This window comes from Ahrensia sp. 13_GOM-1096m, from assembly GCF_000620605.1.
Taxonomy (GTDB): domain Bacteria; phylum Pseudomonadota; class Alphaproteobacteria; order Rhizobiales; family Rhizobiaceae; genus Ahrensia; species Ahrensia kielensis.
On the sequence record NZ_JIAX01000012.1, the window covers coordinates 50,162 to 68,031 of the forward strand.

Sequence of the window (17,870 nt, forward strand, 5' to 3'; positions counted from 1 at the left end):
GTGCTCACCAAAGGCTGATCGTCATAAGCATCAACGAACCTTGTCTAGCCGCTTTTTTCAGTACCACTAATTTTGCTGTTCTCTAGTAGGGTTTCAGGCCCGGAGGGCGCATATTTAATGCGTAATGAGGCCTGATCCGATTGTATTGCTTGAGCCATAGATTGATCGGTATTCATGACTGATAGCTTAAATGATTTTGGGGATCACAATAGTGCGTCTCCAATCAAAGCAGGAATAAAGAGCAAGCGAGTTTTTCTGTGTGTGCTCGATTCAGTTGGTTGTGGGGGCGCTGTAGACGCGGACAAATTTGGGGGATAATGGCGCTATAGACCCGCGCGCTAAGGGTACGATCTTATCATTATTAAAAAATAATCTCACAATTTTCTTGAAGGAGGGTTGAATACCATTGCAGTAGTGGTGCATACCAGTCGACGGGAGTGCAGATGACTATCAGCGATCAAATTTCAGAGTTCGTAAAACTTAGACTCAACGATAAGGAAGATAACCGTCCGCTTTATCAAAAAATTGCTGATGCACTGTCGGAAGCTGTAAAATCCGATTTGCTTGGAACCAATAGTGTTCTTCCTAGCGAGCGATCTCTTGCCAATAGTCTTGCGGTCAGTCGTGTGACTATACGCAGAGCATTAGATGATTTAACTGCAAGCGGTCTTTTGAATAGGCGCCAAGGAACACGCAGTTCAGTTGCTGCGCGAGTTGAAAAGACTTTATCCAGCCTGACAAGTTTCTCTGAAGAATTAAAAGCTAGAGGAGCATCGCCAGGGCAAAAGTGGCTGTTCAAGCAAGTTGTTCTGCCCACACCCAACGAAGCAATGGCGTTGGGTATCTCTCCGAATGACCATGTTGTCAGGATGACCCGCGTTCGTTTTTCTGATGATATCCCGATCGCAATAGAAAAAGCAGTCGTTCCGCAAACGTTTCTGAAGAGTCCTGATCTTGTCAATGATTCACTCTATGAAGCGCTCAGAAAAAGCGACTTTTCTCCTGTCAGAGGTGTGCAACGCATTAGAGCCGGTGTCATGACCCGTTCAGATGCTGAGGCTTTAGAAAGCGAATTGGGCAAGCCCCTACTTATTGTCGAGCGCCGCTGTTATTTGACAGATGAGCGGGCTGTCGAGTTCACAGAAACCCGTTACCACGGTGAGCGATACGACTTTATTTCAGATCTTCAAAGCCAGCAATTCGCCTAGGTTCTTTGCTGGCTATCAGCTTGAAATTTTAGCCTTAAATTTCCCTCTATGCGGCTTCTCTGGTCGCATCTCCCCTTACCAATGCCAGCATCGCTTGCTCGATTTAAGCACTTTGTGATGCATACCAGTTAACATGATCTTGACAACTGGTATTAAAGTGGTGTTGCTTAGAGAAAAGTTTTGGAGGAATGCGTGCACCAAGTTTTGAATAAATTCCGTGAAGGTCTCGTGGTTTCCTGCCAGCCCGTGGATGGAGGTCCGCTGGACAGGCCAGATATTGTAGCCTGCTTCGCGCTGGCTGCTCTAGCCGGGGGGGCAAGCGGGCTCCGAATTGAGGGAGTGGCAAATCTTAAGGCTGTTCGAGGCGTGACTGAGGCCCCGATTATTGGACTCATCAAAACCGACCGCGATGATACGGAGGTGCGTATTACCTCAACTCTGGAAGATGTTGATGCACTCGCGCAGGCCGGTGCTGATATTATTGCCATTGATGTAACTGATCGTGCGCGTCCTGTTACACAAAGAGCGCTTGTCGAGCGAATCCACTCTCATGGTAAATTGGTCATGGCCGATTGCTCTAATGCTGCTGAAGGAGAGGAGGCGGCAAGATTGAACTGCGATATTCTAGGCTCGACGATGTCTGGCTATGTAGGGTCGAAAGTGCCTGTCGCTCCCGATTTGGCACTCGTTGAAGCTCTTTCAAAGCTGGATAAATTCGTCATCGCTGAGGGGCGCTACAACAAACCTGATCTCGCGGTTCAGGCCGTCATGGCAGGTGCCAACGCAGTCGTCGTTGGTTCAGCCATCACCCGTCCTGAACATATAACATCGTGGTTCGCAGAAGGTATTCGATCTGCTCTGCATAAAATTGAGCAAAACCAATGAAAGTGCTTTCTGTTGACATAGGCGGAACAAAGACACTTTTGACACTGGTTGATGGTCCAAATGTGATGGATCGTATTGTCGCGCCAACGAAACGCGACGCTCAGCCGCAAGACTGGGTTAACCAGATAGCGATCCTAGCGAAAAGATGGGCGGGTCAGTTTGATCGTGCTGGCATTACAGTGACCGGTTTGATCAAGGACAATTGTTGGCAGACGCTAAATTCGGAAACCTTATCAATTCCAGGCCGCTTTGCTCTGCACAGAGCTGCAGAAACGGCGCTTGGTGTACCTGTTGCACTTTGCAACGACGCACAGGCAGCTGCATGGGGTGAATACCTCCATGGTGCTGGTCAGGGGTTGAATATTGTTTTCCTTACCATTTCAACCGGGGTCGGTGGAGGGGTGGTTTCGAATGGCAAAATTCTGCATGGCAGAAGCGGCTTAGCGGGGCACTTTGGGCAGACTTATCCATTGCCTGATGGCGACGAAAACCGGTTTGAGGACAGTGCTTCAGGACGTTGGATGGCGAGCGAAGCGCGTCGTCAAGGGTATGAATTTGATGCGCGCTCAGTTTTTGAAGCAGCAAGACAAGGCCATCAATGGGCAGAAGAGATCGTTGATGTCTCAGCTCACCGAGTAGGACGCCTTTGCTGTAATCTGCAGCTTATATTTGATCCCGATATCACAGTCATTGGGGGAGGCGTTGGGCTTGCGCCTGGATACATTGAGCGTTTGAAAAAAAGTGTTGATCACTTGCAGCCGCTTATGCGCCCAACCTTTCGAAAAGCTGCGCTTGGAAACGATGCGGGAGTAATAGGTGTCGCGGACTTATCAAGACAATTAAAATTCAACAAGGAGGAAGTAAAATGAAATCTAAACTTAAGATATATGGGAGTATTTCTGCAATAGCATTGATGGCGGGCACCTTATCTGCCCAGGCTGAAGTGACTGTGCTTGGATGGCCGGGCGGCCCTGAAGAGGCAGCCCTAAGAGCCGTCTCCGAAATCTACAATTCTCGAACAGATGTATCTGATGAGAATAAGGTGAAACTGCTCTTTACTTCACGTGACGGTTTTTTTGATAAGCTGCAAGTCGATCTAGCTGCAGGCAGTACCGCTTTTGATGTGAACCTGATTGCAACATATTCCATCGGCAAGTACGCGCCTTTTATGGAGCCTTTAACGCTATCGAGCGAAGCTCAAGCAGTCTTTGGTGATACAGTGCTTGAGACTATGAAGTTTGATGGTTCTCAATATGGTGTTCCGACCGATCTTTCGCTTCATTTCCTCTACTATCGAAGTGAACTGATTGATGCACTACTGAGCGATGATGCTGCTAAGAAACTCTACGGTGAAATTTCACAAAAACATCTTGGAAAAATGCTTCAGCCAAAATTGCCTGAAGATTGGTCTTGGGAGGATTTTGTCGCCAATGCTCTATATTTTAGCCAGTCTGTAAATCCTGATAGCCCAACACGGTATGGCACCGTTATTCAGGCAAAGAACCTGCTCTTCAATATGATGGTCTTTCACTCATGGCCACGTAGCTATGGTGCTGACTGGATGGATGCAGATGGAAACATCACCGTCGACAGTGAAGCCTATCGGACTGCTTTGGAGATGGCGAACAAACTCTTTGAGTTAGGTGCAACCCCTCCCGATTCCACCTCTTATGAATATGCTGAAGCAAATGCAGCTTATTCCGCAGGTCAAGTCGCAGCCATGGTTCAGTGGAATGCTGCTGCGGGTGATCTCAAAGATGCTCAATCCGACACAGGAATATCTGCACTGCCAGAAGGGCCAAAAGGTCGTTTCACGCATATTCACGGCCTCGGATTGGGCTTGAATGCGGCAGCAACTAACAAAGATGGTGCTGTATCATTTTTGCAGTGGCTCTCAAGTGAAGAAGCTTCTTTAGCTTACGCTAAGGCTGGTGGTGCACCAGGTCTTGCAGCCGCGACAGCAGCTAAAATTGCCGATGTGCGCCCTGACTTGGTGCAAGTTGGTGAGTTCGCTTCCAATTATGGATTTGTCATGACCGGAGGAACATCTGCTAACGCGCTTACTGTTTATGAAGCCCAAGCTAAAGAGTTCACTGGATATTGGGCCGGAACCCAAGACCTCGACACTGCTTTGAGCAATACCACGAAGGCAATGTCCGATCTCTTGAAGTAATGCATCAGCCTGACACGGCGTGCTATGTTTTAGTGCGCCGTGTCTTCCAACACATTGGAGCTGTCTTATGGCCAATAACAAATTCTCCGAGAGTACTCTTCTCGCAAGCCCAGCTATCCTGTTTCTCTTGGCAATTCTTGGATTTCCAGTAATCTTGAGCTTGGTATATGCTTTTTCTGAAACTACCTTTCAGACGTTGACCTCTCCAAAATTCTCAGGTCTGAGCAATTTCCGGGATGTGATTGAGGACGCGACATTTTGGAAAGCCGCATGGTTCTCACTTCGGTTTGGAGTGATAACGGCAGTTTTGGAGTGTCTTTTCGGGCTCGCACTGGCTGTCTATCTAGCACCTCTTATTCAAAGGCATGGTTGGGTAGTCGCAATTTTGATAATTCCCATGATCGTTGCACCTGCAATGATGGGGTTAATGTATCGTCTTGTTTTACATGAATTTGCAGGCCCTATTCCTTACTATTTCTATAGTTGGTTGGGGTGGTCACCTGCGTTCTTAGGGCCCAACAATGTTTTTTCGACCGTTGTCGTGGCAGAAACACTTCAATGGACTCCATTTGCATTCCTTCTTTTCTTAACTGGCTATCAATCCATACCACGTGAGATGCGTGAAGCTGCAGCCGTAGACGGGACACGCCCTTGGCGGCTCTTTTGGAAGCTTGAGCTTCCACTGATGATGCCAACTGTATTTGTCGCAATCTTCATCCGTTTCATTGATGGATTTCGGGTTTTTGACAATATCTACACGCTTGTCGGATCCGGCCCCGGTGGATCTACAACGTCGATGTCGATCTATATTTATGAAACGTTCCTGCGGCGTGGAGAAATCGGAAAATCAATGGCAGCTGCCATTTTGCTGTTTGCTTCAGCATTTATCGTTTTAACTGTTGCTCAAAAACTAATGCGGAGGGCTTCACAATGAAAAGTCGTTTAGCCCCACGTTGGGTTGTGTTTGCAATTGCAGCCTTTATTTTAAATTTCCCCGTTTTCTCCACTTTTGTAACTGCATTCAAAAGTTCAAAAGAAGTTAGTAGAAACCCCTCTCTGTGGATAGAAGCCCCAACTTTAGAGAATTTTGCAACAGTCCTGACCATCAGCGATAGACTCAATGTGTATCACTATTTGTGGAACTCTACGGTTGCAGCTCTGATTGGCGCAATTTTGCCAATGCTCGTTGCTTTTCCATTAGCTTGGCCGATGGTCCGGCGTGGCTATGGTCGCGGTATACTGTTTCCACTCGTGGTTAATCTGCGAGCATTACCTCTGATAATATTCGCGATTCCTCTCTACATGATGTATGCCGCGATTGGGCTATTGGATACCAAGCTGGGGCTCGGTTTGATCTTGGCGATTGTCAATCTACCGCTCACATTAATGCTCTTGGTCAATGCGATTGCAGATCTTCCCATTGAGCTGGAAGAAGCTGCTCGAATGGATGGGGCACGTACCCATCGACTGCTTGTTCGTATTGTGTTTCCGCTGTGTCGTCCTGCGCTTATAACAACATTTGTTTTCGGTTTTATAACAGCATGGAACGAGTTTTTATTCGGCTTGATGCTGACCACAAGTAAAGCCGTGCCAATGACCGTTGGTGCATCATTCTTTTTTGCAACATCAGGCGGAGGCGTCCAATGGGGCGTGGCCGCTGCTGTAATGGTAATCGCCGCCTTACCTCCACTTATAATTGGCCTTGTCATGTATCGCCGGATTACCGGATCGATGGTGGCTGGGGCTGTGAAAGGCTAACTCATGTCAGAAATTCGTATCGAAAACCTAACCAAATCCTTTGGAAAAGTTGAAGTTATTAAGGATGTCTCGCTCACCGTCGAAGAACAGGAATTTTGCGTTTTTGTTGGCCCTTCAGGCTGCGGAAAATCAACTCTCCTACGGCTTATTGCAGGACTAGAAGAAACGTCTTCAGGGCAAATTTACATTGGGGGAAGAGACGTTACTGATTTAGAACCCTATGATCGTCAGCTCTCAATGGTTTTCCAAAGCTATGCTCTGTATCCTCACATGAATGTTAGGGAGAATATAGCATTTGCCCTGCGCACTGAGAAAATGCCTGAAGCGAAGATCACTGAAAAGATCACAGAAGCGGCAAGAATTCTTCGACTTGAAGATTACCTAGATCGTAAACCTTCTGCTCTTTCAGGAGGGCAACGGCAGCGCGTGGCGATCGGTAGAGCCATTGTTCGCGAACCAGCCGCGTTCTTGTTTGATGAACCATTGTCAAACCTAGATGCTGCTTTGCGTTCTGAAACGAGGGTAGAGATCGCGGCCCTGCATCGTTCCTTAAAAGCAACATCAATCTATGTGACGCACGATCAAACCGAGGCAATGACGCTCGCCGATAAGATCGTTGTCTTGAAGGACGGGCGCATCATGCAGATTGGCTCGCCGACCGATCTTTATGATAAGCCTGCCAGTGTATTCGTTGCACAGTTTTTGGGGGCACCAAAGATGAATATTTTGGATGCGCAATTGGTTGACAATGCCATTGAGGTTTCAGGACAGCAAAAGATTAAATTCACTCATTCTCAGAAGAAACAGCCTATTCAGCTCGGTGTCCGTCCAGAATTAATATCAATAACCGATCCGGGTTCAGGCCAATTCTCAGGTAAAGTGACGCTTAACGAATTCCATGGGGGAAGCCGAACAATCATCGCTGACGTTGGAGCGAAAACGCCGGTCACACTGCAAGTTTCTGCCAAGCATTCTCCTAAGATAGGGGAGAACATTGGGCTGACCTTTAGTAGCTCAGAATTCCATATCTTCGACGCCGAAGGCAACCGACTTGCATCGACTGACCAAGAGGAACGGCAATGAAAGTTCTAATTTTCCCAACACGAGAAGCTGCGGAAAAGAAAGTTAGCGAAGAAATCATAAATACAATCCGATCTAGGCCGGATTGTAATTTGGGCTTAGCGACCGGCGGTACGATGGAACCCGTTTACGTTAAACTACGTGAACATTGTGAGGCCGTTGATTGTTCGAAGCTCAAAACTTTCAACCTAGATGAGTATGTTGGTTTGAGCCAAACCCATCCTCAATCATACTATGAATATATGGCAAAGCATATCTTTCGTTATCTGAATATTGATAATGCCAACGTCCATATACCGTTAGGCGATGCGCCAAACCCAGAGGCAGAAGCAAAGCGTTATGAGGCCTTAATTGCTGAGAATGGCGGGATTGACCTGCAATTGTTGGGAATTGGTTCCAATGGGCATATCGGCTTTAATGAGCCCTGTTCAAGTTTGGGGTCTGAAACTCGTATCAAAACGCTCACAAAGGCAACCCGTGATGCAAATGCACGGTTTTTCGGACCTGATGAAGACGTTCCTCGATACGCAATTACAATGGGTATCAAGACGATTTTGAATGCGAATGAAATACTTGTGCTTGCGACAGGCTCAGGAAAAGCACAAGCATGCCAGCAGATGATTGAAGGACCTATTAGCGCCCGTTGGCCAGCATCTTCTCTCCAACTGCATCCACGGGTTACCGTGGTTTTGGACGAAGATGCCGCTTCACAGCTTGAACTTCGGGAGTATTTTGAGGCCGTTCATCCTGCTGGACAAGAGGCGAAAGTTGCCTAATGCCAAAGTAATGTCTGCTGAAACCCTCTTTGTGAGGGATAGAACACTTGCCTTGCATGATCCTGCGGTACTTGTCGAAGGATGAGAATTGTTGACGTTGTTCCGTAAGATAATTTGCCAGATCGTTTTGAGACTAAACAGGCTGAAATATTCACTTTTGGATTTATTGATCTTCAATTGAACGGGCAGGAGGCTGGCAATCACGTGCCGGACATGGGCTCCATAAACCTTGCCGCTTGTCCTCAACAGCGACCTTCTAACATTTAACAACGAAATAAGCGTAGGAGGGTACGAGGAGTGAGCTAGTTAAATGAAGAAATGAAATGTTCACCATCAATGCCACTTTTAAAACCGCTACAACTTTAAAACTTTACGCGATCAGTCGCTAAGCGGCTGGTGCATTTTGTGGCTGCATAATGATCGATTGGTGACGAGAGCGATTTGATATGATCGGTTCGTCGTGCTGCTTTGATTGGGGGCATGTTTCTGCTGGGAAAATCAACGCTGAAGGGCCATGCCGCGAAAGCTGCGCTCATGCGGCTAAAGAAGATGTACAAAGGTTCAGTGTTGATGGAAATTCGCAATCAACACCGCCGCCGTTACGCTTTGCGCGGTATGAGGCTTTATCCGCAATAGCCATCATATGTTCAAGTTTTGCAGAGTTGGAGAGTGCAGCCGTATAGCCGAGGCTCACGCCAATGGAGATTTCTTCGCCTGAAATTAGATACGGCAAGCTGAGAACATTTACGATGTTTCTGGCCAAGATGTCAGCTTCAACGGGGGGCCTGACCTCTGGTTGAAGAATCGCAAACTCATCGCCGCCGACGCGCACGGCTATACTCGGTTCATCTAGGCTCTCTTTGAGCCTTTTTCCGATCGTCGCCAATAGTTCATCACCGACCGCATGACCGAAGCGATCATTGACGCTCTTGAAGCCGTCAAGGTCGAAACAATGAACGCAGGTCATCGTATTTTCAGCGGAGCCGAGAGCCTTGAACGTTTCGCCTAGCGCCGTGCGATTACGAAGTCCTGTCAAGGGATCGTGGCGTGCCTGATGCTCCATTTCCAGACGCAGGTAGATTTCTTTGGTGGCAGTCCGATAGACATGCCAAACGCTCTGCATGGCCGCGACTAGGAAGGCCGCACATATCGCCGCCAATATCCAGTGGGCCGTATCGCCATAGAGCATGACAGAAACCGTCGTTGGTAACCCTGCAATCATGATTGCTGTCGCAGCGATGAATGGCCGAATTGATATCCGGATTGCCACGCCGGCAGAATAACCAAAGATGATCGCTGTTGCAAGAATATGTAATGTCAGGTCAGTATAGGTAAACACCACAGTTGCCAGCGAGCCAACAGAGGCAGCGACGACGAAGGTGAGCAGTCCGTGCGCCATCTCCCAGCGGGTTGCATCCTCGACGGTTACTCGCTTCGTCGCGTTTGAGCGCCGGTGAGCCACCGTCACGAAAATCTTGGCAAGGGATGCAATGCTTCCGCCGATAGTGGCAAGCATTATGCCAATGCCGCCGAGACTCTCATAGGCAAATAGCCCCACAACAAGTATTGTCAGGCCCATTATAGTCGTCGGGGAAATCGTAGATGTAAGCTCCGATACCAGCGTCTTGAATACTTCGTCGGTCTCTCGGTATTTCACATCAACCCCCTTTTCACAGACACACCTCCTGTGGCATCTTTCATATTGCAGGGGATGTTTAATATTCTGTCAGTTGGTACAGTAAAAATAATATAAATCTGCTGTTTTTTGGACGAGGATCGGTGGCGAACATCGCGGGATGAACGAAGCTCAAAAGTTTAGTTTGAACCAAAAGGTTTAAGTAGAACTCTTGCTGTCTACATGGGTGATCTGAATATTATTTTGGATCAATGTACCTATCGGTTATAGGCACATCATTCACTCAATAAAGGTAATGATGAGTCAAAAATTATTTGCGGTAGCTAAGCTAATCAGTCCAGTTAACCTTGATGGCAAACACACCGGAAAAGGTAATTTAAAAGCACTAAAAGCGTGAGCCGTTTTCTGAAAATTCAGCCGCTAGTTCACATGAGGAGCATCTGAGATTCGGCGTAAATCTTCTTGAGCCGCTTATTTTCGTCATCCATCGCTTTCATGTCTGAGATCAACGAAGCATCCATCCCACCATATTTCGCCCGCCATTTTTAAAAAAAACATCTCGCATTACTTATACCGTGCTCACGGTAAAGTTCAGGCACGGGAACACCGTCCTCAGTCTGCTTCAATATTTCCATAATCTTGGATTCGCTAAACCGTGAATGCTTCATCTGAATTTCCTCTTCAATTATTGTGAGAAAATTCTACTCAAAAACTCAACTAGTTCCTGGGGGTACCCAGGCATTGTAACTCCATTCGCTGTGACCTCAGTGTGACAGCAATGAATTCAAGCCAAAGGGTGCTAAGGATGTGACCAGCTAATGTATTGAAGCTAAAAGAGAAGTGGATGGTGGACTTAGACGAAGACATATTGAACAATGTCTTCGATACCTTGTCTGATTGGGAAGGCCAAATTAAATCAACAGGTTTACAGGATCACCCATTATTACGAGAGCCCAAGCCATGAGCGCTCGTACATTCAAAAACACTTCTAAAACAAAGCCTTTTGCCATTCGCTTGAGCGATGCCGAGCGCGTTGAGCTTGAACGCCGTGCGGGTGAAATGGCGCTTGGCACATATATCAAAACGGCATTGTTTGCCGATGGTGATGATCGCAGGCGGCGCGGTGCGCGTGCGCCTGTTAAAGACCATGCGGCGCTGGCACAAGTGCTGGCCTGTCTTGGGCAGTCGTGCCTTGGCGAAAGCATGCAGCAGCTCTCTGATGCTGCCAAGAGTGGAACGCTCTATATTGATGACGATGTGCCAAAAGCGATTGAACAGGCGTGCGAAGATATCGTGGTGATGCGTTTGCTCCTGATGCGGGCGCTGGGCTTTCAAATGCCAGATGATGCTGACTTGCCTCTATCCGTATCTGAATTGTTTGCTGATGTGGCTTCTGGTTGTGGTGACGCATCATGATCTTAAAAGGCTCACAGCGTAGCGGTGCGAAGAACCTGTCTGAGCATCTGATGAATGACAAAGACAATGATCATGTGGCGCTCTATGAGCTGCGTGGCTTTGTTGGCCGTGATCTGCATGAAGCTTTGGCCGAAGCGCATGCAATCTCCAAAGGCACGAAATGCCAGCAATATATGTTCTCATTGAGCTTCAATCCGCCCAAAGATCAAAATGCAAGCGAGCAAGCTTTACTGGATGCCATTGAGCGCGCCGAAAAAGCCGTTGGGTTGGATAACCAGCCACGGGCCATTGTCTTTCATGAAAAAGAGGGACGGCGACATGCCCATGTGGTCTGGTCACGCATTGATGCTAGCACCATGACAGCAATCAATCTTCCGCATTTTAAAAACAGATTGATGACTCTATCGCGTGAACTTTATTTAGAGCATGGCTGGGAATTGCCCGATGGCTTGCGCCGTGACGGTGGCCGATCCCCGCTCAATTTCACGTTGGCCGAATGGCAGCAAGCCAAACGGCTCAAGCTCGATCCGCGTGAGATCAAACAAAGCTTCATTGAAGCGTGGCAGCATTCTGATAGCGCCAAGGCGTTTCAAAATGCGCTGGAAGAACGTGGTTACTTTCTAGCCAAAGGGGATCGTCGTGGCTTTGTGGCGCTCAACATTGAGGGCGAAGTGTTTTCTGTTGCACGGATGGTTGGTGTTAAAACCAAAGAGGTCAAAGCCAAGCTCGGTTCGCCAGAACCATTCGATGGCGTTGATGACACACGCGACCGCATTCAATCCAAAGTAAGCGATAAGCTGCACAGCTTCATTGATGATGTGGATCGCAAACACCAGCAGGATTTCGAGCCTCTCAAACAACAACGCCAAGCAATGGTGAACACGCACCGCGATGAGCGATCTAAACTCAAAGCTGGTCAAAGAGAACGGGAGCAGCGTGAAGTGGCAGAACGATCCCTGCGATTAAACAAAGGCCTGCGTGGGGTTTGGGATAAGGTCACAGGTCAATCATCTAAAGTCAAAGGGCAGAACGAGCGCGAGGCATGGGATGCGGCAAAGCGCGATCAACAGCAACGCGATGATCTGGTCAAAGAGCAGATGGGTGAGCGGCGAAAGCTTCAAATCCAAATTGAGAAGCTGCGCCGCAAACATGCACAAGACCATAGACTATTGGCGCGAGAAGTGTCGCAATCTATGCGCATGGCGGAACAGTCCGAGCGCATGCAGGCTATGGAACGGCAACGCGAACAATCGCGCTATCGTGGGCCGAGTTTGTGATCATATCTTTATACGCTAAATCAGATAAATACGATTTATACGCCGTAGCGTATAAACCCCTAATATACGGTGAGGCGTATATTGACTATTTATGCGTCCTAGCGTATAAAGGTAGGTGGAGATAAAAATGAATGACCTAGCACGTAGCCCAAAACAAATCGGTAATATTATTCGCCGCGCCCGTAAGAGCAAAGGGATGAGCCAAGCGGAGCTTGGTGATCTTGCTGGTCTTCGCCAAAGCACGGTCTCATTAATTGAAAGCGGTGAAAGCGATGTTAAACTCGACACTCTTTTGGCGATCTTACAAACATTAAACCTTGAATTTAGGGTTGTTCCACGCAGTAGTGGTGCGGAGCAAGATTCCGAGCTTGAGGCGTTGATCGGATAATGGGACGCCGCCCAATTCATCAACCTTTACGGGTCTATCTCAATGCACGTCTTGTTGGTTATCTGACAAAGGAACCAAGCGGAGCGGTTTCGTTTCGTTATGATCAAGACTGGCTTGACCTTAAAAACGCACTCCCGATTTCTTTATCACTGCCTCTACGTGAAGACGCCTATAGTGGTGAGGCGGTGATGGCGGTCTTTGAGAACCTGCTGCCAGACTCCCCAGTTTTGCTCAAACGCGTTGCCGAGAAAGTCGGTGCGCGTGGCGTGGACGCCTATAGTATGTTGGCTAAAATTGGCCAAGACTGCGTTGGCGCATTGCAATTTATCAGCGGGGATAATGAGCGCGATGAAACTGTTGGTATCAAAGGCGAAGAGGTTGATGATGATGCAATTGAGAAAATTCTCAATAATTTAGCGCGCGCACCACTTGGCTTGGACCGCGATGATGATTTCCGGATTTCAGTTGCTGGCGCACAAGAAAAAACCGCGCTCCTCCGTCATAATGGGCGATGGATTAAACCCCATGGTACGACGCCGACGACACATATCTTTAAAACGCAAATAGGCACATTGCCGGATGGTCTTGATTTATCAAATAGCGTTGAAAATGAATTTTATTGTTTGAAGTTGGCAGAGGCGTTTGGGTTTTCAACGAATGCCGTTGAGATAGTAACCTTTGGTAAAACCAAAACGCTTGCGATTGAACGGTTTGATCGTCGGTGGTTGGCTCAAGACAAATTACTTCGTTTACCACAAGAAGATTGCTGCCAAGCTCTCTCTGTCCCTCCAACACTCAAATATCAAAACGAGGGCGGACCGGGCATTGTTAAAATTTTGAAATTACTCAAAGCCAGTGATACACCTATGGAAGATCAAGAGAGCTTTCTAGCAGCGCAAATCTTTTTCTGGCTGATTGGGGCGACGGATGGTCATGCCAAGAATTTCAGCGTTTTCTTAACGGCGGGTGGTCGTTTTAAACTAACACCGCTCTATGATATTTTGAGCGCACAGCCAAGTCTTGATGCCTTAGAGATCAATCGCAAGCAGATGAAACTTGCCATGTCGGTCGGCAAAAACCGCCATTATCGCATGGATCAAATCCAGCCACGGCATTTTGTTCAATCAGCAGAAGCGGCAGGTGTTGCAAAATCTATCGCTGTGAGAGCTTTACAACGCATTGCTGAGCGGGGCGCGGATGCGTTTGAAAAAGTCCTGCGGGAATTGCCTGCAGATTTTCCAGAGGATCTGCATGTCTCTATCCAAGCCGTTGGCCTGCATAGGCTTGAGATTATTAAGCGCGCATTAGGCGATCTATAACTCACGCCCTAAGACAGCGTGCGCAATAATACCCTTTTTACCCAATCCCTTACCAACTCAATATGCGCGCTGACTTGATAGCCAATACGGGTTTTCAACCTTGTATTGGAGTTTATCATGACAGATACACACGACCGCGCTCTCGCGGTAACGGACCCTATGGCGGCAGCTTTTAAAACCGCTGATCCTCGCTTTATCTTTTTTGCAACGATCATCACGACGGTCATTTTCTTTAACATTACGGATGGTGCCTTTTTAGGCGACGTCATTATGTGGCGTAGCCAATATTACGTGGACACCACGCCGTATCGCATTGGCTTGGTGGTGCAATCCGCTCTTCTCGGCTTTGTCATCGGATGGTTCTTATCCGGTGAGCATCAACGGCTACGCGCTTTGATGGGCGGTGCGATTGCGGGGGTGTTGGTGTTCCTTTTGATTTTTGATCACGGAACGCTGGGCTGGGGAAGTGCGACACTTCTCTCAATCATCGCCTTTGTAAGTGCCTTTGGCTATTGGACGCGCGGATTTGTCGAGAAGTTGCGCGAAACACCCACCACATTCGGCTCGGCTGCTTGGGCGCGCTTTCGAGAAATCTTGGCCGCTGGCTTTATTGGTGTGTCCGGCTTTCGCCTTGGCTTCATCCGTGATGAGTTCGGAGGGCTGCAGGCGCTAAATTATAATAGTGATCGACACATGGCGACATTTGCACCGACACGCGCTCAAAAAGGTGTGTCGATGATCATACCCAATCTTCTGACTTATGAAGGCTCTGTGGTTGTCACAGACATCAAAGGTGAGAATGCTATGATCACGGCCAAACGCCGTAAAGAAATGGGCCAAGATGTGCATGTGATTGATCCGTGGAATATCACCAGCCTGTCTTCATCCCGTTTTAATCCAATGGATTGGCTAGTCAAAGGCGATGTCGATATCAGCGAGAATGCCATGCTGCTCGCCGATGCAATCATTGTCTCAATGGGTGACAATGAGCAATTTTGGACAGAGGAAGCCAAAGCCTTATTGCTTGGCGTGATCTTGTTCGTTGCCACCGATGAGAGCGAAGATGGCCAACGGCATTTGGGTCGTGTTCGCGATCTATTGCTGCTGGATGGCGATGATCTCATGACATTGTTTAAACGCATGTTGCAATCACCGCATCACACCGTGCGAGCCACAGGTGCGCGTTGTTTGCAAAAAGAAGAAAAACTGCTCTCCAATGTCTTGGCCTCCGTGCAAGCCCAAACGCATTTTTTGGATAGCCCACGTTTGCGCGATAATCTCATGACTTCGGATTTCAACTTTATGGATGTTAAATCCAAACCCATGAGCATTTATCTGGTGCTGCCTGCAGATCGGCTCAATGCCTATGGCCGTTGGTTGCGCTTGCTCATTCAACAAGGCTTGACCGTTATGGCACGGGATATTGAGAATAAACCAGAAAAATCTGTGCTGTTCATTCTCGATGAGATGCCTGCCTTGGGTAAGCTCACAATGATTGAGCAAGCCTTTGGCTTAATGGCAGGGTTTGGTTTGCAACTGCATGCGATCTGTCAGGACGCAAGCCAGCTCAAGCGTATATACGGCGATGGCTGGGAGACGTTTATTTCCAATGCGGGTGTGATTCAATATTTTGGATCACGCGATAACTTCACGGCGGACTATTTTTCCAAGCTGTGCGGTAAAACTACGGTCTGGAGTTTCTCAACCGCTGTGGCGCGTGCCTTTGGCATTACACGTGGCAAGGACACCTCTCAATCCGAGACAACCACCACAACCGATACGGCGACTGGCACGCAACGCCAACTGGCTTATGCGGATGAGCTGATGCGCATGCCAAAAGATCAGCAGCTTTTGTTCATTGAAAACCTCAATCCGATTATGGCGCGCAAAATGCCTTGGTTTGAAAATGATGAGCTGAAACACCTTGGCGTGAATCTGCACGCCAAAGGCAACGCTGAGCCTGAAACTCAAAACGAAGCCTAAGGGCTTGGGGAGGGGCTACGGCCCCTCCCATATCACCACACCATTCAAACACTTGATGGAGCTTGCTATGACCAAGCCAACAAATCTGATCGGGCTAACGCTTATATTGGAACCCGAAGATTATCTGAAAGCCGCCCGCCTTGGCGGGCTATCGATCCCGTTTGATACCAGCCTTATCCATTCGTCTGAATATCCTATCGATGTGATGAGCCCCTATGTTGAGGCGGGCATCTTGTCCGCCATCAGCAATGGTTTTGATCGGGCATATCCGCCGCGATATCCCGATGATTACGATCCTTCATCATGGCAGATGAATATAGATGCTGATGATGTTGGTTATACGTTCCTCAGCCATTGGACGGGAGTGGTACAATGGTAAAGCGACCCGTCGGACCGTTTTGGGATGCCAGCCATCATACTTCGAAACGACGAGAAGAGCTGGAAGCCGAAAAGCAACAAACGCCCATTCGCGATAAGGACAATGCGGATAAGCGGATCAGCCCGCCGCGCTTTGCACCACATGGTGAGAGAAACCGCGCCCCGCGCGGGATGAGCGGGATTAAACGTGATATGCCCACGCCCGAAGATCAAAAAGCCAAAGATGGTTTTAAGCTGGGCGGGCCGGGCGATCTTAAACGCGAATTCCACCCCATTGCGCGTGGAAAGGACAAAGATCGTGGGCATGAACGCTGATATAAATTGATAGGACTATATTCAAATAGCAGAGCGAGCGATTGCTCTGCTATTCCGTTTATATGAGTCATGAAGCATTTGAGTTATTTTTTAGTCAGACAGCCAAAACGTATCAATTGTTACATGCGCAGGGTCTTCCTCCATAAGTTGTTGTCGCACCGCAAGTCGTGTTAGGAACTTTATAGCGAGTGCTAATATTACCCATTAGGTTACTTCCAACGCACCCTACTGGGTCACTAGCTCCGGTATTGGTACCAAATAGGTATTCATTACCGACTAGTGCGGAAAACACCGCTTTGCACCCTGCATCCGTCCCGCCGCTTCCAGCATAATCTCTTGTGCCAGACAGGTTACAACCGCCATGATCAGCACAAACGCTGTCACAGCTCACTGGGTTTGCATAGCTGGTGGATCTTCCATAATACCAACAATAACCGCCAACCATCGTACCTCCACAAGCAGGGGCACACGCTTGCGTATTACATGCTTGTGATTGCGAACATACTCCACCGCAATTCGAACAGGCCACGGATGCATTGTCTGTTGAGCGTCTGCACGTACGGCTGCGGCTTTGTGTGCCGCCGCCACATGATTCAGAACAACTTCCATATCCGCTCCAAGCGCTATAGCTATACGTAACACAGCTATTAAGACTTATCCCTGCTCCCGGACTTGTTCGGAAACTTAACCATTCGGCAGCTGATTTAGCAGGCACCATTCTTGATGGGCCAGAATTGGTCACGGCTAGACACACGCCATGCATGTCGATCTCAACGGTTGCGCCTGAACCAACGGTATACCGATCTGCCGCGATGGCTGGCGTACAAAAGAGCATCAAAAGAAAAGCCAATATCAATTTTTGCATGACTTAATTTCTATAATAGGGTTGTCGTTCTGATCAGAGCGGCTATCCATACCCGCCCATACTTCTTTGGTGTTAATGGGGATATAAGCCTCAACTTCACCCGTTAGATTGCGGATGGTTTTGCATACACCGTGGATATCAAGGGTGACTTCGCTTGATGGTGCCAAAAGCATATAGCCACCAGTATCGGCACGAGCATCATTTTGTAAAAACAAAACGGCACTCAATAATGCAAAGCGCGCAAAAAAATTCTTCATATATCCATTATACAGAAAATAATTCTAATTTTAAAGGAAAATGGTCTTCTGAGGTGTATAGTTTGCTGAACGTATCGCCCATCGTACAAATAAACCTCATGACCGCATCAATTCATCAGATTTAATTGTTAGGTGAGATTGACGAATGGATTTGCG

The 17,870-nt window shown here is 48.0% G+C and carries 18 protein-coding genes and 1 pseudogene; 15 read left to right on the plus strand and 4 right to left on the minus strand.

Annotation, left to right across the window (positions count from 1 at the left end; genetic code table 11):
• Positions 1-443: 443 nt before the first annotated feature.
• From N530_RS0109575 to nagB, 8 genes are all read left to right on the plus strand, one after another.
• Positions 444-1,208 (plus strand): GntR family transcriptional regulator, encoded by a 765-nt coding sequence (locus tag N530_RS0109575; RefSeq protein ID WP_026480528.1) that lies wholly within the window; start codon positions 444-446, stop codon positions 1,206-1,208.
• A gap of 192 nt (positions 1,209-1,400) precedes the next feature.
• Entirely contained in the window at positions 1,401-2,093 is a 693-nt protein-coding gene (locus N530_RS19335) for an N-acetylmannosamine-6-phosphate 2-epimerase (RefSeq protein ID WP_202899059.1), read from the plus strand.
• Complete coding sequence (locus N530_RS19340) at positions 2,090-2,962, plus strand: ROK family protein (RefSeq protein WP_026480530.1); 873 nt, start codon at positions 2,090-2,092, stop codon at positions 2,960-2,962. Before N530_RS19335 ends, N530_RS19340 begins: the two co-directional genes overlap by 4 nt.
• The gene (locus tag N530_RS0109590) at positions 2,959-4,266 is read left to right on the plus strand and encodes an extracellular solute-binding protein (RefSeq protein WP_026480531.1); all 1,308 of its coding nucleotides are present in this window, start codon (positions 2,959-2,961) and stop codon (positions 4,264-4,266) included. The genes N530_RS19340 and N530_RS0109590 overlap by 4 nt, the downstream gene beginning before the upstream one ends.
• A gap of 67 nt (positions 4,267-4,333) precedes the next feature.
• Positions 4,334-5,200, plus strand: coding sequence for a carbohydrate ABC transporter permease (locus N530_RS0109595; protein WP_026480532.1), 867 nt, complete (start codon positions 4,334-4,336; stop codon positions 5,198-5,200).
• On the plus strand, positions 5,197-6,024 hold the full coding sequence (locus N530_RS0109600) for a carbohydrate ABC transporter permease (protein WP_026480533.1): 828 nt from the start codon (positions 5,197-5,199) through the stop codon (positions 6,022-6,024). Before N530_RS0109595 ends, N530_RS0109600 begins: the two co-directional genes overlap by 4 nt.
• Before the next feature lie 3 nt (positions 6,025-6,027).
• Positions 6,028-7,107, plus strand: a complete 1,080-nt coding sequence (locus tag N530_RS0109605) for an ABC transporter ATP-binding protein (protein WP_026480534.1) — start codon at positions 6,028-6,030, stop codon at positions 7,105-7,107.
• A complete protein-coding gene (nagB, locus tag N530_RS0109610; RefSeq protein ID WP_026480535.1) occupies positions 7,104-7,880 on the plus strand; it encodes a glucosamine-6-phosphate deaminase in 777 nt (258 codons plus the stop codon). Before N530_RS0109605 ends, nagB begins: the two co-directional genes overlap by 4 nt.
• A 532-nt stretch (positions 7,881-8,412) precedes the next feature.
• Here the strand turns inward: nagB and N530_RS18605 are convergent.
• Positions 8,413-9,537: a GGDEF domain-containing protein gene (locus tag N530_RS18605; protein WP_155851961.1), complete on the minus strand. Its 1,125-nt coding sequence runs from the start codon at positions 9,535-9,537 to the stop codon at positions 8,413-8,415.
• A gap of 416 nt (positions 9,538-9,953) precedes the next feature.
• A pseudogene (locus N530_RS19260) lies at positions 9,954-10,184 on the minus strand (transposase); the annotation flags it as partial.
• Positions 10,185-10,476: 292 nt separating this feature from the next.
• On the opposite strand from N530_RS19260, the gene N530_RS17800 reads away from it, so the two are divergent.
• The 7 genes from N530_RS17800 to N530_RS0109660 all read left to right on the plus strand — a co-directional run bounded on the left by N530_RS17800 (position 10,477) and on the right by N530_RS0109660 (position 16,592).
• Positions 10,477-10,932, plus strand: coding sequence for a hypothetical protein (locus tag N530_RS17800; RefSeq protein WP_051540872.1), 456 nt, complete (start codon positions 10,477-10,479; stop codon positions 10,930-10,932).
• Entirely contained in the window at positions 10,929-12,209 is a 1,281-nt protein-coding gene (locus tag N530_RS0109635) for a relaxase/mobilization nuclease domain-containing protein (protein WP_026480536.1), read from the plus strand. The genes N530_RS17800 and N530_RS0109635 overlap by 4 nt, the downstream gene beginning before the upstream one ends.
• 127 nt (positions 12,210-12,336) lie before the next feature.
• A complete protein-coding gene (locus N530_RS0109640; protein WP_026480537.1) occupies positions 12,337-12,597 on the plus strand; it encodes a helix-turn-helix transcriptional regulator in 261 nt (86 codons plus the stop codon).
• Positions 12,597-13,916 (plus strand): type II toxin-antitoxin system HipA family toxin, encoded by a 1,320-nt coding sequence (locus N530_RS0109645; protein ID WP_026480538.1) that lies wholly within the window; start codon positions 12,597-12,599, stop codon positions 13,914-13,916. Before N530_RS0109640 ends, N530_RS0109645 begins: the two co-directional genes overlap by 1 nt.
• Positions 13,917-14,033: 117 nt before the next feature.
• The gene (locus tag N530_RS17805; RefSeq protein WP_051540873.1) at positions 14,034-15,899 is read left to right on the plus strand and encodes a type IV secretory system conjugative DNA transfer family protein; all 1,866 of its coding nucleotides are present in this window, start codon (positions 14,034-14,036) and stop codon (positions 15,897-15,899) included.
• A 67-nt stretch (positions 15,900-15,966) separates the two neighbouring features.
• Positions 15,967-16,278 carry a hypothetical protein gene (locus N530_RS0109655; protein WP_026480539.1) on the plus strand — a complete coding sequence of 104 codons (312 nt, stop codon included), beginning with the start codon at positions 15,967-15,969 and terminating at the stop codon, positions 16,276-16,278.
• Positions 16,272-16,592, plus strand: coding sequence for a hypothetical protein (locus tag N530_RS0109660; protein WP_026480540.1), 321 nt, complete (start codon positions 16,272-16,274; stop codon positions 16,590-16,592). The genes N530_RS0109655 and N530_RS0109660 overlap by 7 nt, the downstream gene beginning before the upstream one ends.
• A 387-nt stretch (positions 16,593-16,979) precedes the next feature.
• Here the strand turns inward: N530_RS0109660 and N530_RS0109665 are convergent, their stop codons facing one another.
• Entirely contained in the window at positions 16,980-17,201 is a 222-nt protein-coding gene (locus N530_RS0109665; protein ID WP_026480541.1) for a hypothetical protein, read from the minus strand.
• Positions 17,202-17,444: 243 nt separating this feature from the next.
• Positions 17,445-17,714: a hypothetical protein gene (locus N530_RS0109670; protein WP_026480542.1), complete on the minus strand. Its 270-nt coding sequence runs from the start codon at positions 17,712-17,714 to the stop codon at positions 17,445-17,447.
• Between the last annotated feature and the right edge of the window lie 156 nt (positions 17,715-17,870).

Excerpts from the sequence above, each read along its gene's own strand:
- N530_RS0109575 (WP_026480528.1), top strand. The coding sequence starts at position 444 with ATGACTATCAGCGATCAAATTTCAGAGTTCGTAAAACTTAGACTCAAC.
- N530_RS19340 (WP_026480530.1), top strand. The coding sequence starts at position 2,090 with ATGAAAGTGCTTTCTGTTGACATAGGCGGAACAAAGACACTTTTGACA.
- N530_RS0109590 (WP_026480531.1), top strand. The coding sequence starts at position 2,959 with ATGAAATCTAAACTTAAGATATATGGGAGTATTTCTGCAATAGCATTG.
- N530_RS0109595 (WP_026480532.1), top strand. The coding sequence starts at position 4,334 with ATGGCCAATAACAAATTCTCCGAGAGTACTCTTCTCGCAAGCCCAGCT.
- N530_RS0109600 (WP_026480533.1), top strand. The coding sequence starts at position 5,197 with ATGAAAAGTCGTTTAGCCCCACGTTGGGTTGTGTTTGCAATTGCAGCC.
- N530_RS0109605 (WP_026480534.1), top strand. The coding sequence starts at position 6,028 with ATGTCAGAAATTCGTATCGAAAACCTAACCAAATCCTTTGGAAAAGTT.
- nagB (WP_026480535.1), top strand. The coding sequence starts at position 7,104 with ATGAAAGTTCTAATTTTCCCAACACGAGAAGCTGCGGAAAAGAAAGTT.
- N530_RS17800 (WP_051540872.1), top strand. The coding sequence starts at position 10,477 with ATGAGCGCTCGTACATTCAAAAACACTTCTAAAACAAAGCCTTTTGCC.
- N530_RS0109635 (WP_026480536.1), top strand. The coding sequence starts at position 10,929 with ATGATCTTAAAAGGCTCACAGCGTAGCGGTGCGAAGAACCTGTCTGAG.
- N530_RS0109640 (WP_026480537.1), top strand. The coding sequence starts at position 12,337 with ATGAATGACCTAGCACGTAGCCCAAAACAAATCGGTAATATTATTCGC.
- N530_RS0109645 (WP_026480538.1), top strand. The coding sequence starts at position 12,597 with ATGGGACGCCGCCCAATTCATCAACCTTTACGGGTCTATCTCAATGCA.
- N530_RS17805 (WP_051540873.1), top strand. The coding sequence starts at position 14,034 with ATGACAGATACACACGACCGCGCTCTCGCGGTAACGGACCCTATGGCG.
- N530_RS0109655 (WP_026480539.1), top strand. The coding sequence starts at position 15,967 with ATGACCAAGCCAACAAATCTGATCGGGCTAACGCTTATATTGGAACCC.
- N530_RS0109660 (WP_026480540.1), top strand. The coding sequence starts at position 16,272 with ATGGTAAAGCGACCCGTCGGACCGTTTTGGGATGCCAGCCATCATACT.
- N530_RS0109665 (WP_026480541.1), bottom strand. The coding sequence starts at position 17,201 with ATGGAAGTTGTTCTGAATCATGTGGCGGCGGCACACAAAGCCGCAGCC.
- N530_RS0109670 (WP_026480542.1), bottom strand. The coding sequence starts at position 17,714 with ATGAAGAATTTTTTTGCGCGCTTTGCATTATTGAGTGCCGTTTTGTTT.